14 protein-coding genes are annotated in these 16,343 nt (G+C 52.8%); 4 read left to right on the top strand and 10 right to left on the bottom strand.

What is annotated here, in order from left to right; translation table 11 throughout:
• Position 1: 1 nt before the first annotated feature.
• From skp to rpsB, 10 genes are all read right to left on the bottom strand, one after another.
• Positions 2-487 carry a molecular chaperone Skp gene (gene skp, locus OGX84_RS05615; RefSeq protein WP_024130685.1) on the bottom strand — a complete coding sequence of 162 codons (486 nt, stop codon included), beginning with the start codon at positions 485-487 and terminating at the stop codon, positions 2-4.
• 122 nt (positions 488-609) lie between these two features.
• Positions 610-3,039, bottom strand: coding sequence for an outer membrane protein assembly factor BamA (gene bamA / locus OGX84_RS05610; protein WP_012133980.1), 2,430 nt, complete (start codon positions 3,037-3,039; stop codon positions 610-612).
• A 31-nt stretch (positions 3,040-3,070) separates the two neighbouring features.
• Positions 3,071-4,423, bottom strand: a complete 1,353-nt coding sequence (rseP, locus tag OGX84_RS05605) for a sigma E protease regulator RseP (RefSeq protein ID WP_012133981.1) — start codon at positions 4,421-4,423, stop codon at positions 3,071-3,073.
• Positions 4,424-4,434: 11 nt separating this feature from the next.
• A complete protein-coding gene (gene cdsA / locus OGX84_RS05600) occupies positions 4,435-5,292 on the bottom strand; it encodes a phosphatidate cytidylyltransferase (RefSeq protein ID WP_012133982.1) in 858 nt (285 codons plus the stop codon).
• A 12-nt stretch (positions 5,293-5,304) separates the two neighbouring features.
• Positions 5,305-6,063: a (2E,6E)-farnesyl-diphosphate-specific ditrans,polycis-undecaprenyl-diphosphate synthase gene (gene ispU, locus OGX84_RS05595; protein WP_049007937.1), complete on the bottom strand. Its 759-nt coding sequence runs from the start codon at positions 6,061-6,063 to the stop codon at positions 5,305-5,307.
• Between the two features lie 255 nt (positions 6,064-6,318).
• A complete protein-coding gene (ispC, locus tag OGX84_RS05590; protein ID WP_112001163.1) occupies positions 6,319-7,515 on the bottom strand; it encodes a 1-deoxy-D-xylulose-5-phosphate reductoisomerase in 1,197 nt (398 codons plus the stop codon).
• Positions 7,516-7,610: 95 nt separating this feature from the next.
• Positions 7,611-8,168 (bottom strand): ribosome recycling factor, encoded by a 558-nt coding sequence (gene frr, locus OGX84_RS05585; protein WP_024130687.1) that lies wholly within the window; start codon positions 8,166-8,168, stop codon positions 7,611-7,613.
• A 272-nt stretch (positions 8,169-8,440) separates the two neighbouring features.
• Positions 8,441-9,166, bottom strand: a complete 726-nt coding sequence (gene pyrH / locus OGX84_RS05580; protein WP_012133987.1) for a UMP kinase — start codon at positions 9,164-9,166, stop codon at positions 8,441-8,443.
• A 147-nt stretch (positions 9,167-9,313) separates the two neighbouring features.
• Positions 9,314-10,165: a translation elongation factor Ts gene (tsf, locus tag OGX84_RS05575; RefSeq protein WP_024130688.1), complete on the bottom strand. Its 852-nt coding sequence runs from the start codon at positions 10,163-10,165 to the stop codon at positions 9,314-9,316.
• 134 nt (positions 10,166-10,299) lie between these two features.
• Positions 10,300-11,025 carry a 30S ribosomal protein S2 gene (gene rpsB, locus OGX84_RS05570; protein WP_012133990.1) on the bottom strand — a complete coding sequence of 242 codons (726 nt, stop codon included), beginning with the start codon at positions 11,023-11,025 and terminating at the stop codon, positions 10,300-10,302.
• A gap of 324 nt (positions 11,026-11,349) precedes the next feature.
• Between rpsB and map the strand changes: the two genes are divergently transcribed.
• The 4 genes from map to OGX84_RS05550 all read left to right on the top strand — a co-directional run bounded on the left by map (position 11,350) and on the right by OGX84_RS05550 (position 16,274).
• Entirely contained in the window at positions 11,350-12,144 is a 795-nt protein-coding gene (gene map, locus OGX84_RS05565) for a type I methionyl aminopeptidase (RefSeq protein WP_012133991.1), read from the top strand.
• Positions 12,145-12,250: 106 nt separating this feature from the next.
• On the top strand, positions 12,251-14,923 hold the full coding sequence (gene glnD, locus OGX84_RS05560; RefSeq protein WP_110494659.1) for a bifunctional uridylyltransferase/uridylyl-removing protein GlnD: 2,673 nt from the start codon (positions 12,251-12,253) through the stop codon (positions 14,921-14,923).
• A 30-nt stretch (positions 14,924-14,953) separates the two neighbouring features.
• Complete coding sequence (dapD, locus tag OGX84_RS05555) at positions 14,954-15,778, top strand: 2,3,4,5-tetrahydropyridine-2,6-dicarboxylate N-succinyltransferase (protein WP_012133993.1); 825 nt, start codon at positions 14,954-14,956, stop codon at positions 15,776-15,778.
• 109 nt (positions 15,779-15,887) lie between these two features.
• Positions 15,888-16,274, top strand: coding sequence for a DUF3461 family protein (locus tag OGX84_RS05550; RefSeq protein ID WP_286457535.1), 387 nt, complete (start codon positions 15,888-15,890; stop codon positions 16,272-16,274).
• Positions 16,275-16,343 lie beyond the last annotated feature (69 nt).

Genomic DNA, 16,343 nt, shown 5'->3' with positions numbered 1-16,343 from the left:
CTTATTTAACCTGTTTCAGTACGTCAGCAGTGATGTCTTTCACGTCGCTGCTGTTATAAGCAACGGTGTTGGCATCAACGACCAGATCGATGCTCTGGCTGTTAGCAACGGATTTCACAGCAGTCTGGATACGGGTAACCAGTTTGCCACGCTCTTCGTTGGAACGACGCGCGCGATCCTGTTCAAAAGCCTGGGCTTTCTGAGAGAAAGTCTGGCGTTGAGCCATCACGTCTTTTTCCAGCTTAGTACGTTCGCTACCTGCTTTCATGGACTGCAAACGCTGCATTTTAGATTGCAGATCGGTTTCCATACGCTGCAATTCGCTGGCACGGCCTTTGAACTCGTTTTCCAGCGTGTTAGAAACACCCGTCTTCTGTGCGACCTGTTGGAACAGGCTACCCATATTAACGATCGCAATTTTGTCAGCAGCCTGTGCGGACGTTACCATCGCTAAACCGAGACCTGCAGCTAATAACCACTTTTTCACAATAAACTCCTTACCATCCCATTTGTGCCCGCAGGCACAGTTCTTTGCGTGGCCAGGCGATCTCAGACGAGATCGCCAAAAGTCATCGCTACACTACCATTACATTCCTTTGCACAGAACAATTACCAGGTCTTACCAATGTTAAACTGGAACTGTTCCGATTTGTCTCCATCGTACTTTTTGAACGGCTGGGCGTAGGAGAAGACCAACGGCCCCAATGGGGACATCCATTGTAATGCGATACCAGCAGACATACGGATATTACTCGGATCGCTGTAGTCCGGGTAACCGGCATACGCGTTCGAATCCCAGTTCGTATCCCAGACAGTACCTACGTCCCAGAAGAAGGAGGTACGAACCGAGTTAGCGTACTTGTCGCTAATAAACGGCGTCGGGGTGATGAATTCGAGGCTGGCGACAGCCATAGCGTTACCGCCTACTGCGTCATCAGACTTACATGGCGCAGTTTCAGTGCTCTTACAATCGTTATCGTAGTCGTCATCGCCGTCATGACGGCTGCTCGCCGGGTAGTACACCGCTTTTGGACCGATAGTATTGGACTGGAAGCCACGCACGGTGCTTGAGCCACCGGCATAGAAGTTCTCATAGAACGGCATCTCTTTGCCGCCAATACCGTCACCATAACCCCAACGAGTACGACCCAGAACCACCCATTTGTGATCGTCATCGATCGGCACATAGGTCGCGGTATCCAGCGTCGCTTTGTAGTATTCGTTATCAGAGCCCGGGATGGTCACTTTACCATTCAGGTTGACACGCGTACCTTCCGTCGGGAAGAAGCCACGGTCCAGCTTGTTATAAGTCCAACCGTAGTTGAAGGTGAAGTCGTTAGCACTGAATGAGTTGCGGTCATTCGTATTGGACGGATATTCACCCATCGAGTTCAGGTAACGCCACATGGCAACCTGCGGCTGCATGTTGGACAGGGAGTTATGTACATAACCTAAACCTGCACGCAGCGTGTTGTACTCGTTAATCGGGAAGCCCAGCGTAACGTCTGTACCATAACTTTTGTTGGTATAGTCGGACAGATCCGCATCATCTGCCTGGAAGTCATTATAGAAGATACGGCCGCCGAGGCTGACGCCATCAACGGTGAAGTATGGGTTAGTGACAGACAGTTCAGTATAGGTCTGGTAGTCGTTTTTGGTCCCGTTAATACCCACGGAATAACCCGTACCTAACCAGTTGTCCTGCTGAACGCCCGCCTGGAAGCTCACGCCGCTTTCTGTGCCGTAACCAATACCGAAGTTAAAGCTACCGGTGTTACGCTCTTTCACTTTATAGACGACGTCAACCTGGTCCGGGCTGCCCGGAACGCGCTGCGTGTCGGTATCGACGGTTTCAAAGTAACCCAGACGGTTCAGACGCTCTTTACCCTGATCGACCAGATCGCTGCCTAACCATGCCCCTTCCATCTGGCGCATTTCGCGACGCAGGACGGAATCTTTCGAGGTGTCGTTGCCTTCAAAACGGATCTTACGCACGTAGAAACGGTTACCCGCATCAACGTTCACACGTAATTTAACGGTTTTGTCGGCATCGTTGATTTCAGGCTGCGACTGCACGCGCGGGTAGGCATAGCCATAACGACCAAGAAGTTTCTTGATGTCGTCTTCCATTTTGGTCACTTTGGTACCGTTATAGAGTTCGCCTGGTTCGATCTTCGTCAGGTTCTCAATCTCGGCGGAGTGTCCAGCCAGGTTACCGCTCACCTGCACACCGGAAAGCTTGTACTGATCGCCTTCGGTGATATTAACGGTGATGTAGATGCCTTTCTTATCCGGCGTCAGGCTGACCTGCGTCGAATCGATGTTGAAACGGGCATAACCGCGATCCAGATAGTAGCTGCGCAGTGTCTCAAGGTCGCCAGCCAGTTTCTGTTTCTGGTATTTACGATCGCCCACGACGTTCCACCACGGCACTTCGTCGCGCAGTTGGAAGTGAGAAATGAGTTCGTCAGTGCTGAAGGCATGGTTGCCGACGATATTGATCTGTTGGATCTTCGCCGATACACCCTCCTGGAACACCAGTTTGAGGTCCACACGGTTACGCGGCAACGGCGTGACGACCGCTTTTACGCTGGCGCTGTATTTACCAACGCTGTAGTAGAAGTCTTCCAGTCCTTTTTCGATATCAGAGAGCGTGGTGCGATCCAGTGATTCGCCAACACGCACGCCAGACGCCTCAAGGTTCTGCTTCAGCATGTCATCTTTCACCGATTTGTTACCGGAGAAAGTGATGCTGGCAATCGTCGGACGTTCTTTTACCTGAACCAGAAGCGTATCACCATCGCGCAGGACGCGGACATCCTCGAAGTTGCCAGTGGCGAACAGAGCACGAATGGTATTACTGATATCTTCATCATTAACCGTGTCGCCTGTGCGCACCGGCATACTGAGGAGGGCCGCACCAACGGCGACTCGCTGTAGGCCTTCGAAATGAATGTCCTTCACCACGAACCCTTCAGCACCGTATACGGTGGCGCTGCTAAACAGCAGCGACGCTATGAGCAACTTTTTCATCGCCATCGTTATTATGCGTTCTTCCTAACTAACTCTCTTACAACCGAGAGAAATCATTGAAAAGTGCAAGCCCCATTAACAACACCAGCAAAATCGCGCCAATGCGGTAACTAAAGTCTTGAACCCGCTCGGATACCGGCCCGCCCTTCAGCTTTTCAATCGCCAGGAACAGCAGATGCCCCCCGTCAAGAACGGGCAGCGGAAACAGGTTGATTATCCCTAAGTTCACGCTGATAAGCGCAAGAAACATCAGGTAATAAATGCCCCCAAATTCCGCTGACATCCCAGCCCCCTGAGCGATAGAAATCGGCCCACTGAGGTTGTTCAGTTTCACATCACCGGTTATCAATTTTCCCAGCATACTGACCGTCAGCTTCATCAACTGCCACGTCTTGTCCGTGGCTTCGAGGATGGCACTGAATGGCCCATACTGGCGTACAGTCTTGTACTCATCCGGCAGAGGAATAATTTTAGGCACAACACCCGCAAAACCTTCTGCCTTTCCGTTAACCGGCTTTGTATCCGGGATTAACGTCAAAGACAAGGAACTCCCCTGCCTTTCAATTTCCAGCGCTAACGGCTTATCTGGATTGTTGCGCACAAGCGTCACAAACGTCATCCATTGCGTTAACGACTGACCATCGACTTTAACGATCCTGTCGCCTGCTTGCAAACCCGCCTTACTTGCAGCGGAGTTCGCCTGCACTTCTGACAGCACCGGTTCGATCTGTGGACCACGCGGCCGAATCCCTAAAGAAGATACAGGATCTTCTTTGTCTGGCTCAAATGCCCAGTGGCGCAAATCTAACGTTTTATCCTGGCGCTGATTACTGCCGAACGGCGCCACGCTGATTGTCGTACGCTCATCGCCGATTTTGGACACCAGCTGTAAGCGCACCGCATCCCAATCAGGGGTTTCGATGCCATCAATGGCTTTAAGTTCCGTACCAGGAAGAATTTGCGCCTGGGCGGCAATCGAGTTGGGTGTTATTTCACCAACCACCGGACGAACGCCAGGGACGCCGATGATAAAAACCAGCCAGTAGGCAAAAATAGCGAAAAGAAAATTTGCAATCGGACCTGCGGCGATAATCGCCGCCCGCTGTCCCACGGTTTTATTGTTGAAAGCGTGGTGGCGCAGTTCCGGCACAACCGGCTCAGCGCGCTCATCCAGCATTTTGACGTAACCGCCGAGGGGAATCATGGCGATCACATATTCCGTACCGTATCGATCGGTACGCCGCCAAAGCGCTTTCCCAAAACCGATAGAAAAGCGCTCGACACGAACACCGCAGCGCCGGGCAACCCAGAAATGACCAAATTCATGCACGGTGATAAGCACACCCAGTGCGACGATGAATGCAGCCAGATTCCAGAGAATACTCAGCATAAAACCTTCCGTTAGAGTGTCCTGAATACCAGTAACAACAGGCAAGCAAAGACCGGTACTGCCGCCGTCAGGCTATCAATACGATCCAGAATACCACCATGCCCTGGGATCAAGTGACCACTGTCCTTAATTCCTGCTTCACGCTTAAACATGCTCTCAGTCAGATCGCCCAGCACTGACGCCAGGGCCGCGATGACAGAACAAATCAGTAAGGTTGAAGGCGCAACATCCAGATTCGCCCACATGCCGTAACCCCATGAAATCACGGCGGCAGTCGCGAGTCCGCCAATAAAGCCCTGCCAGGTTTTACCAGGAGAAACCTTTGGCGCAAGTTTATGTTTGCCGAACAGTTTGCCAAACATATATGCCCCGGAGTCTGCCCCCCAGACGAGGATCATGACATAGAGCAGCCATATGGCGCCACTGTAATGATTCTCATCATAGTGCCAGGCGCGCAGCGCCAGCATTCCCCAAAAAAAAGGAATGATGGTTAACACCCCGAAAATTACGCGTAATGTCTTTGAATTACGCCAGATCGCCGCCGAACCGGGATAAAATAACACCAGTAATAATGCAACGACCCACCAGCCCAACGACGCCCAAAGCGAAACCTCAACAAGCGGTTGATGAATGTTGCGGTGATATTCAGGCAGCAAAAACAGCATCAGCGCCAGCAATAACCCGCACAGCACCGCCAGCCAGACCCGCTGAGTACGCGTGGTAAAACCGCTTAACTGTCCCCATTCCCAGGCGGCCAGCATACAAACGACCAGCGTGACAATGGCGAACCCCACCGGCGGAAGTAAAAAAAGCGCCGCGATGACAACGGGTATTAAAACAAAAGCAGAAATCAGGCGATACTTCAGCAAAAGCGACCCCCATCAGGCTTTTTCATCACCGGGCTCGGTGCCGCCGAAACGACGCTCTCGATTGGCAAAGGCATGCAGCGCCCCTTCAAAGTCTTGTTCATCGAAATCGGGCCAAAGAACATCAGTAAAGTAAAGTTCGGCATAGGCAATTTGCCAAAGCAAAAAGTTACTAATGCGATGCTCTCCCCCAGTCCTAATTACTAAATCTACAGGAGCCAGTTCATGCATACAGATTTTCTGGTTTAGCATCTCTTCGTCAATCTGATCAGGGCGCAGCAGTCCTTCCTGCACCTGTTCTGCCAGTTGCCTGACTCCCTGGACAATATCCCAACGTCCGCCATAATTCGCCGCGATATTCAGCGTCAGCCCGGTATTCTGGGCGGTAAGCGCTTCAGACTTGCGAATACGTTCTTGCAAACGCGAGTTAAATCGACTGGTGTCGCCAATAATGCGCAGACGAACGTTATGGCGATGCAGGCTTTTTACTTCGCTATCCAGCGCCCACACGAACAGCTCCATTAACGCACTCACTTCCTGCGCTGGTCGGTTCCAGTTCTCACTGCTAAAGGCATACAGCGTTAACGCATCAATACCGTTGTTGGCAGCGAAAGATACGGCCCGACGGACGGATTTTGCTCCGGCCTTATGCCCAAAGGCGCGAATCTTCCCTTGCTTTTTCGCCCAGCGGCCATTGCCATCCATAATGATTGCTACATGGCGACAGCCATGTGCTGGCAAATTTTCGCTTAGTGGTTGAGTTGCAGACAACATAACGCGTTTTTAGTCCCTGAAAGGATTTAACGGTACTCAGGAATACTGAAGCCTTTTGCGCTTCATCCTTCAGGCTGCCTCTTCGTTGGCTATGAATGATGCAACCTGAATGATTTTGTGCATCCACAAAAAAGCCGTGTCAAACCACGGCTTACCTGACCGCATAAAGCCAAATATCTGCGATCGGGTGGCGCAGACTATATCACTGAAGCCCAACGCTAACAAATAGCACGATCCTGTGTAGAGGGATTATCATCAGCTTGCGAGTCGCATCACCTGTTTTCTGGCGACGTCACGCGCGACGGCATCAACCCTGAGAACGTCGTCAACGCTTCCCGGTTCCTGCAAATCCATTTTCTCCAGCACAGATAAATTGAGCTCAGCAATATCTGTAAAGCGAATCTCTTCAGCCAGAAATGCGGCGACGGTGATTTCATTCGCCGCATTCAGCGCGGTTGTCGCGGCCTGACCTTGCTCAAACGCGTCCATCGCCAGTTTCAGGCACGGATAGCGCTGATAATCTGGCGCAGAGAACGTCAACGCACTGAGCTTGCAAAAATCGAGCGGCTTCACGCCAGAGTTCACGCGATTCGGCCACGCCATCGTATGCGCGATTGGCGTACGCATATCCGGCTCCCCCAGTTGCGCCAGAACGCTGCCGTCCTGATAACGCACCATTGAGTGAATAACCGACTGCGGGTGAATCAACACGTCCATCTGGCTTGCGCTGGCGTTAAACAACCAACGCGCTTCAATGTATTCCAGACCTTTATTCATCATGGTGGCGGAATCGACGGAAATTTTTCGTCCCATAGACCAGTTCGGATGACGACATGCCTGATCGGGCGTCATGGCCGCCAGATCGCACAATGGCGTTTCACGAAAAGGGCCACCAGACCCGGTAAGCAAAATCGACATCACGCCATTTTGCTCCAGCTCAGCGTATCCCAGATCGTTTTGAATAGGTTGGGGCATACTCTGAAAAATCGCGTTATGTTCGCTATCTACCGGTAAAAGCCGGGCTTTACTGCGTTTCACCTCGTCCATAAACAGACACCCGCAGGTAATCAGCGACTCTTTATTGGCAAGCAGGATGGTTTTACCGGCGCGAATCGCCGCAAGCGTAGGCAGCAGACCCGCCGCGCCCACGATAGCCGCCATCACCTGATCGACCTCATCCAGCGCAGCCATATCGCAGGCGGCCTGTTGTCCGCTCAGGACGTCAGTGCGGCTTCCATGTTCCAGAAGCGCAGTTTTCAGCCGTTGAGCGCTCTGTTCATCGTCCATCACCGCATAACGCGGCGAAAACTCCAGGCACTGCTCTACCATACGGGTGACATTTTTACCCGCAACCAGCGCGACAACACGGAAGCTTTCAGGATTATGGCGCACCACATCCAGCGTGCTGCAACCAATAGAGCCTGTTGAGCCCAGAATGGTTAGTTGCTTCATGAAACGTCCAGAAGAATTGAGACAGAATAGAAAGCAAAACGCCGCCCGGAAGACCCGTCAGGGTCAACCAGCGGCGTTTTAGTCGTACAGGAAAATCAGAACTGCATCAGTTCCGCTTCTTTTTCCGTCAGCGCCGCATCAACTTTCTTGATGGCAGCGTCAGTCAGTTTCTGTACTTCGTCCTGAGAACGGCGATCGTCATCTTCGCTGATCTCTTTATCTTTCAGCAGCGCTTTTACTTTGTCGTTCGCATCACGGCGTACGTTACGCACGGCAACACGCGCCTGCTCTGCTTCGCCACGAACGATTTTGGTCAGGTCTTTACGACGTTCTTCAGTCAGCGGCGGCAACGGAACACGGATATCGCTACCCGCAGAACTCGGGTTCAGGCCGAGGTCAGAAGCCATAATCGCTTTCTCAACCGCCGGGCTCATGGAGCGATCGAACACGTTGATTTTCAGCGTGCGGGAGTCTTCTACCGTTACGCTCGCCAGCTGACGCAGCGGAGTCGGCGTGCCGTAATATTCCACGACAATGCCATCCAGCAGGCTGGGAGAAGCACGACCCGTGCGAATTTTGCTGATTTGGTTTTTAAACGCTTCAACGCATTTTTCCATGCGTACTTCAGCATCTTTTCTGATATCGCTAATCACGTTACGAATCCTTGAAAACTAGTCTCAGTCGACCAGACAATCACACAATACACTTCATCCTTCAGGCTGCCTCTGCGTTGGCTGCGAACGTTCTTCCCTGCCACATACCAGTGTACGCGCCTCGGGATTCACGCTCTTGCCGCCGTGATGCAGCATGAATGATTTCGTGTATACAGAGTATGCTCAGTATAGTCTCGTTTAATTCATGCCACAGGATATATAAATCCTGCCGGGTAAAGGCGAATCTTACCCGGAATTGGCCATCACGGGAATTATTCCGTGATTAAAGTCCCTTCTTTTTCGCCCATCACGACGCGACGCAGCGCGCCCGGCTTGTTCATATTGAAGACACGAATTGGCAATTTGTGGTCACGAGCCAGCGTGAACGCGGCCAGATCCATCACTTTCAGCTCTTTATCCAGCACTTCGCCGTAGGTGAGTTGCTCATACATCGTGGCGGACGGATCTTTGGCCGGGTCCGCAGTAAATACGCCATCGACTTTCGTGGCTTTCAGCACCACATCCGCTTCAATTTCGATACCGCGCAGGCAAGCCGCAGAGTCGGTGGTGAAGAAGGGGTTGCCGGTGCCCGCAGACAGGATAACCACACGGTTATTACGCAGCAGACTAATGGCTTCTGCCCAGCTGTAGTTGTCACACACGCCATTCAGCGGAATAGCGGACATCAGGCGGGCGTTCACATAGGCGCGGTGGAGCGCATCGCGCATCGCCAGACCGTTCATCACGGTGGCCAGCATGCCCATGTGGTCGCCCACAACGCGGTTCATACCCGCTTTCGCCAGACCAGCACCACGGAACAGGTTACCGCCACCAATCACCACACCAACCTGAATGCCCAGTTCCACCAGTTCTTTGATTTCCTGAGCCATACGATCCAGTATGCTTGCATCAATACCGAAGCCTTCCGAACCCTGCAAAGCTTCGCCACTCAATTTAAGCAGAATACGTTTATAGACGGGTTTTGCATTGGTAGCCATGTTTCTTTCCTGAGACTGTCAACGATTGAGATGAGTTAATTCCGGCGACATTGTATGTCGCTTTTCAGCGCAGCCACTATAGGGGTTGGCTGAATTTACAAGATGGACGCAAAAAGAAGCCGCCCTCAGGCGGCTCCTTTTCGACAATTAAGACTGCTTGGACATCGCAGCAACTTCTGCTGCAAAGTCAGTCTCAACTTTCTCGATGCCTTCGCCCACTTCAAAGCGGATGAAGCCAGTTACGTCGGCGTTGTGCTCTTTCAGCAGTTGACCAACAGATTTGCTCGGTTCCATAACGAAAGGCTGACCGGTCAGAGAAACTTCGCCGGTGAATTTCTTCATGCGGCCTTCAACCATTTTCTCTGCGATTTCTTTCGGCTTACCAGACTGCATCGCGATATCCAGCTGTACCTGGTATTCTTTCTCTACCACTTCAGCAGACACGTCTTCCGGCTTAACGAACTCAGGCTTGCTTGCAGCAACGTGCATTGCCAGCTGTTTAACCAGCTCTTCGTCAGCGCCTTTAGCCGCAACCAGAACACCGATGCGCGCACCGTGCTGGTAAGAACCCAGAACGTCGCCTTCCAGGGAAGCAACACGGCGAATGTTGATGTTTTCACCGATTTTTGCCACCAGAGCAACACGCTCTTCTTCGAACTGTGCTTTCAGCACGTCAACGTCAGTGATTTTGCCAGCAACAGCGGCGTCCAGCACTTTGTCAGCAAATGCCTGGAAACCAGCATCTTTAGCAACGAAGTCAGTCTGGCAGTTAACTTCCAGAATGATGCCGTAGTTGCCGTCGATTTTGGTTTTGATCACGCCGTCAGCAGCAACGTTGCCTGCTTTTTTCGCTGCTTTGATCGCACCGGATTTACGCATGTTTTCGATTGCCAGCTCGATGTCGCCATTCGCTTCAGTCAGTGCTTTTTTGCAATCCATCATGCCTGCGCCAGTACGCTCACGCAGCTCTTTTACCAGGGATGCGGTAATTTCAGCCATTCTAAAATCCTCGGAAGATTTGATCTGCCCGGCATCAAACCGCACAGATTTAAAAGTGAAAAAGGGGCCTAAAGGGCCCCTAACCAAACGTGATACTACCTGGTTTATAAGGGGGCTCGAACGAGCGTGCCTTATTATTCAGCTTCTACGAAGCTTTCTTCCGCCTGAGAAGCCAGATCCTGAGAACGGCCTTCACGAACGGTTGCAGCTACAGCGCCCAGGTACAGGCTAACAGCACGGATTGCGTCGTCGTTACCCGGGATAACGAAGTCAACACCGTCCGGATCAGAGTTGGTATCAACGATAGCAAATACCGGGATACCCAGGTTGTTTGCTTCTTTGATAGCAATGTGCTCGTGGTCAGCATCGATAACGAACAGTGCGTCCGGCAGGCCGCCCATGTCTTTGATACCGCCCAGGCTGTTTTCCAGTTTCTCAAGCTCACGAGTGCGCATCAGCGCTTCTTTTTTGGTCAGCTTTTCGAAAGTACCGTCCTGAGACTGAGTTTCCAGGTCTTTCAGACGTTTGATGGACTGACGAACGGTTTTCCAGTTAGTCAGCATACCGCCCAGCCAGCGATGGTTCACGAAGAACTGGTCGCAGCTGTTAGCAGCGTCTTTCACCGCTTCGCTTGCAGCACGTTTAGTACCAACGAAAAGGATTTTACCTTTGCGAGAAGCAATCTTGTTCAGTTCAGCCAGCGCTTCGTTGAACATCGGTACAGTTTTCTCAAGGTTGATGATGTGAACTTTGTTACGCGCACCGAAGATGAACGGCTTCATTTTCGGGTTCCAGTAACGGGTCTGGTGACCGAAGTGAACACCAGCCTTGAGCATGTCGCGCATGGAAACAGTTGCCATGATTAAAACCTCTATATATAAAAGTTGGGGTTATGCCTCCACGTATCCCATATTACCGACCCCAAAGGGCACCCCGGAATATGTGCCGATACGTGTGTGTTGTTACACAAAGTGAGATTTGTCGCTTCAGTCCATCTTGTGTAGTCTTCGAATGGAACGGAAGTCCGGCGCGCTTTATACCACAAATACGCCGCAGACACCAATAATTGTTGGCTCGATGTGCTGTTAATGATTCTCAATTTGGCAGGCTACGCTTTGGACTGATACCATTGACAGCACTTACACAATTATTGTCGAAATAATCGACACCGATGGACAGAATTCATGGCTATCTCAATCAAGACCCCTGAAGAAATCGAAAAAATGCGCGTCGCTGGCCGCCTGGCCGCTGAAGTGCTGGAGATGATCGAACCGTATATCAAACCGGGCGTCAGCACCGGGGAACTGGATCGCATCTGCAACGACTACATCGTCAATGAACAACACGCGATCTCCGCTTGCCTCGGCTACCACGGTTATCCGAAATCCGTTTGCATCTCCATTAATGAAGTGGTGTGCCACGGTATCCCGGACGACGGAAAATTGCTGAAAGACGGCGATATCGTCAATATCGACGTAACCGTAATTAAAGATGAATACCACGGCGATACGTCGAAAATGTTTATCGTCGGCAAACCGACGATTCTGGGCGAGCGCCTGTGCCGTGTAACCCAGGAAAGCCTGTATCTGGCGCTGCGAATGGTCAAGCCGGGCATCCGTCTGCGCACGCTGGGCGCGGCCATTCAGAAATACGCGGAAGGCGAAGGCTTCTCTGTCGTTCGCGAATATTGTGGTCACGGGATTGGTCGCGGCTTCCATGAAGAACCGCAGGTTCTGCACTACGATGCGGACGACGGCGGCGTGGTTCTGCAACCGGGAATGACGTTCACCGTTGAACCGATGCTGAACGCCGGTGATTACCGCATCCGCACCATGAAAGACGGCTGGACGGTAAAAACCAAAGACAGAAGCTTGTCTGCACAGTACGAGCATACTATTGTGGTAACCGAAAACGGCTGTGAAATTCTGACGTTACGCAAGGATGACACCATCCCGGCGATTATCACGCACGACGCATAAACTTTTGCCTGATGGCGCTACCGCTTATCAGGCCTACAATCAGCGTTTACCCGTAGGCCGGATAAGGCGTTAACGCCGCATCCGGCTTTTTAATGGGTGGCGCATAATGAATACTCTCCCTGAACAGCACGCGAATACGGCTCTCCCCACCCTACCCGGCCAACCGCAAAATCCGGGAGCCTGGTCGCGTGACGAGCTTACCGTCAGCGGAATTAAAGCCCACATTGATATTTTCCAGCAGTGGCTGGGAGACGCTTTTGACAGCGGGATTTCCGCAGAGCAATTGATTGAAGCCCGCACCGAATTTATCGACCAGCTGCTGCAACGACTGTGGATCGACGCCGGATTCGGGCAAATTGCCGATCTGGCCCTGGTGGCCGTCGGCGGCTATGGCCGGGGCGAGCTGCATCCGCTTTCCGACATTGACCTGCTCATCCTGAGCCGTAAAAAGCTGCCCGACGCTCAGGCGCAAAAAGTCGGGGAACTGCTGACCTTGCTGTGGGATGTGAAGCTGGAAGTCGGGCATAGCGTGCGCACACTGGAAGAGTGTCTGCTGGAAGGGCTGTCAGACTTAACCGTCGCCACCAATCTGATTGAAACACGTCTGCTGATCGGCGACGTGGCGCTTTTTCTGGAGCTGCAAAAGCATATTTTCAGTGAAGGTTTCTGGCCGTCGGAGAAATTTTTCGCTGCCAAAGTCGAAGAGCAAAACCAGCGCCACCAGCGCTATCACGGCACCAGCTATAACCTTGAACCCGATATTAAAAGCAGCCCCGGCGGCCTGCGTGATATCCACACCCTGCAATGGGTGGCCCGCCGCCACTTCGGCGCAACGTCTCTCAATGAGATGGTCGGCTTCGGCTTCTTAACCCAGGCAGAACGCGCCGAGCTAAACGAATGCCTGCATATTTTGTGGCGCATTCGCTTCGCGTTGCACCTGGTGGTCAGCCGTTACGACAACCGCCTGCTGTTCGACAGGCAGCTCAGCGTTGCCCAGCGGCTCAACTACACTGGCGAAGGCAACGAGCCGGTTGAGCACATGATGAAAGACTATTTCCGGGTCACGCGTCGGGTGAGCGAACTGAACCAGATGCTATTGCAGCTGTTTGATGAAGCAATCCTCGCCCTACCCGCCGATGAAAAACCTCGCCCGATTGATGACGATTTTCAACTGCGCGGCACGCTGATCGACCTGCGCGATGACGATCTGTTTATCCGTTCGCCGGAAGCGATCCTGCGGATGTTTTATACGATGGTGCGCAATAGCACCATCACTGGCATCTATTCCACCACGCTGCGCCATCTGCGCCATGCCCGCCGCCACCTGACCCAGCCGCTGTGCTACATCCCGGAAGCGCGCTCTCTGTTTCTCAGTATGCTGCGTCATCCGGGCGCCGTCAGCCGCGGTTTGCTGCCAATGCATCGCCACAGCGTGCTTTGGGCTTACATGCCGCAATGGTCGCATATCGTCGGCCAAATGCAGTTCGACCTGTTCCATGCCTACACGGTGGATGAGCACACCATTCGCGTGATGCTGAAGCTGGAAAGTTTCGCCAAAGAAGAGACCCGCCAGCGCCATCCGCTGTGCGTCGATCTCTGGCCGCGCCTGCGGCAACCGGAACTGATCCTGATCGCGGCGCTGTTCCATGATATCGCCAAAGGGCGCGGCGGCGACCACTCGGTACTGGGCGCGCAGGACGTGCTCAAATTTGCCGAACTGCACGGCCTGAACTCACGCGAAACGCAACTGGTCGCCTGGCTGGTACGCCAGCACCTGCTGATGTCGGTTACCGCCCAGCGGCGCGATATCCAGGACCCAGAGGTCATCAAACAGTTCGCCGAAGAGGTGCAAACGGAACACCGTCTGCGCTTCCTGGTATGCCTGACGGTCGCTGACATTTGCGCCACTAACGAAACGCTGTGGAACAGCTGGAAGCAAAGTCTGTTGCGCGAACTGTACTTCGCCACCGAAAAACAGCTACGTCGCGGCATGCAAAACACGCCGGATATGCGCGAACGCGTGCGCCATCATCAGCTTCAGGCGCTGGCGCTGCTGCGAATGGACAATATAAACGAAGAGGCGCTACATCAAATCTGGACACGCTGCCGCGCTAACTATTTCGTGCGCCATAGCCCGAATCAGCTGGCCTGGCATGCGCGTCATCTGTTACAGCACGATCTGACCCGACCGCTAATTCTGGTCAGCCCACAGGCCACGCGCGGCGGAACGGAGATCTTCATCTGGAGTCCTGACCGCCCTTATCTGTTTGCCGCCGTTTGCGCAGAGCTGGACAGGCGCAATCTGAGCGTTCATGACGCGCAAATCTTCACCACCCGCGACGGCATGGCGATGGATACCTTTATTGTGCTGGAGCCGGACGGCAGCCCTCTCTCCGCCGACCGTCACGAAGCCATCCGTTTTGGACTGGAGCAGGCGATTACCCAGAGCAGCTGGCAGCCTCCGCAGCCGCGTCGCCAGCCGGCCAAACTGCGCCACTTTACCGTCGATACCGAGGTCACTTTTCTGCCTACTCACACCGACAGAAAATCGTTCCTTGAACTTATCGCTCTCGATCAGCCGGGCCTGCTGGCGCGGGTCGGGCAAATTTTTGCCGATCTGGGAATTTCGCTTCATGGCGCCCGAATTACAACCATTGGCGAGCGAGTAGAAGATTTATTCATAATCGCGACAGCCGACCGGCGTGCCCTTAATAATGAGCTACAGCAGGAAGTGCATCAACGGTTGACAGCGGCCCTCAATCCAAACGATAAAGGGTAGTGTGTTTATTCATATGGAAAGAGTTTAACAATGCAGCAGTTACAGAACGTTATTGAGTCCGCTTTCGAGCGCCGTGCCGACATCACTCCGGCGAATGTAGATACCGTGACCCGTGAAGCGGTTAACCAGGTCATTTCTCTGCTGGATTCCGGTGCGCTGCGTGTGGCAGAAAAGATTGATGGCCAGTGGGTGACTCACCAGTGGCTGAAGAAAGCGGTTCTGCTCTCTTTCCGTATTAACGATAACCAGGTTATCGACGGTGCGGAAAGCCGCTACTTCGATAAAGTACCGATGAAATTCGCCGACTATGACGAAGCGCGCTTCCAGAAAGAAGGCTTCCGCGTAGTGCCGCCTGCCGCTGTGCGTCAGGGCGCGTTTATCGCACGCAACACCGTGCTGATGCCATCCTACGTAAACATCGGCGCATTCGTTGATGAAGGCACGATGGTAGATACCTGGGCGACCGTAGGTTCCTGCGCGCAGATTGGTAAAAACGTACACCTGTCCGGCGGCGTCGGCATCGGCGGCGTACTGGAACCGCTACAGGCGAACCCGACAATCATCGAAGATAACTGCTTCATCGGCGCGCGTTCTGAAGTGGTTGAAGGGGTGATCGTTGAGGAAGGTTCCGTCATCTCTATGGGCGTGTACATCGGTCAAAGCACCCGTATTTACGATCGCGAAACGGGCGAAATCCATTATGGCCGCGTACCGGCAGGCTCCGTTGTGGTTTCCGGCAACCTGCCGTCGAAAGACGGTAAATACAGCCTGTACTGTGCGGTCATCGTGAAAAAAGTCGACGCGAAGACGCGCGGCAAAGTCGGGATCAACGAGTTGTTACGTACCATCGACTAACAATGATTTGAAAAAGCGGGCTGAGCCCGCTTTTTTTACATCTGTGGCTGGCGGAAAGAGAACTTTTCGTTAATTATTCATAGGTTATGTTGAGATGAAGGGTACCGCTATGTATGACAATCTGAAAAGTCTGGGCATTAACAATCCTGAAGAAATCGATCGTTACAGCCTGCGGCAAGAAGCCAACAACGATATCCTGAAAATCTATTTCCAGAAGGATAGAGGCGAGTTCTTTGCCAAAAGCGTAAAGTTCAAATATCCCCGCCAGCGTAAAACCGTCGTCGCCGATGGTATCGGACAAGGTTACAAAGAGGTGCAGGAGATCAGTCCTAACCTGCGCTATGTGATCGATGAACTGGATCAGATCTGCCAGCGCGATCGCACGGAAGTCGATCTCAAACGTAAGATCCTGGATGATTTACGTCATCTGGAAAGCGTGGTCGCCAACAAGATCAACGAAATCGAAGCGGATCTGGAAAAACTAACGCGTAAGTAAGCTGTGTGTTGCCGGATGGCGGCGTGTTACGCCTTATCCGGCCTACAGGTAACTCCCGGTAGGCCTGAT

This window comes from Citrobacter sp. CK202, assembly GCF_030333225.1.
Classification (GTDB): Bacteria; Pseudomonadota; Gammaproteobacteria; order Enterobacterales; family Enterobacteriaceae; genus Citrobacter_B; species Citrobacter_B koseri.
Note: the sequence above shows the minus strand (reverse complement) of the source record. Positions and strands in the feature narration are given on the sequence as shown.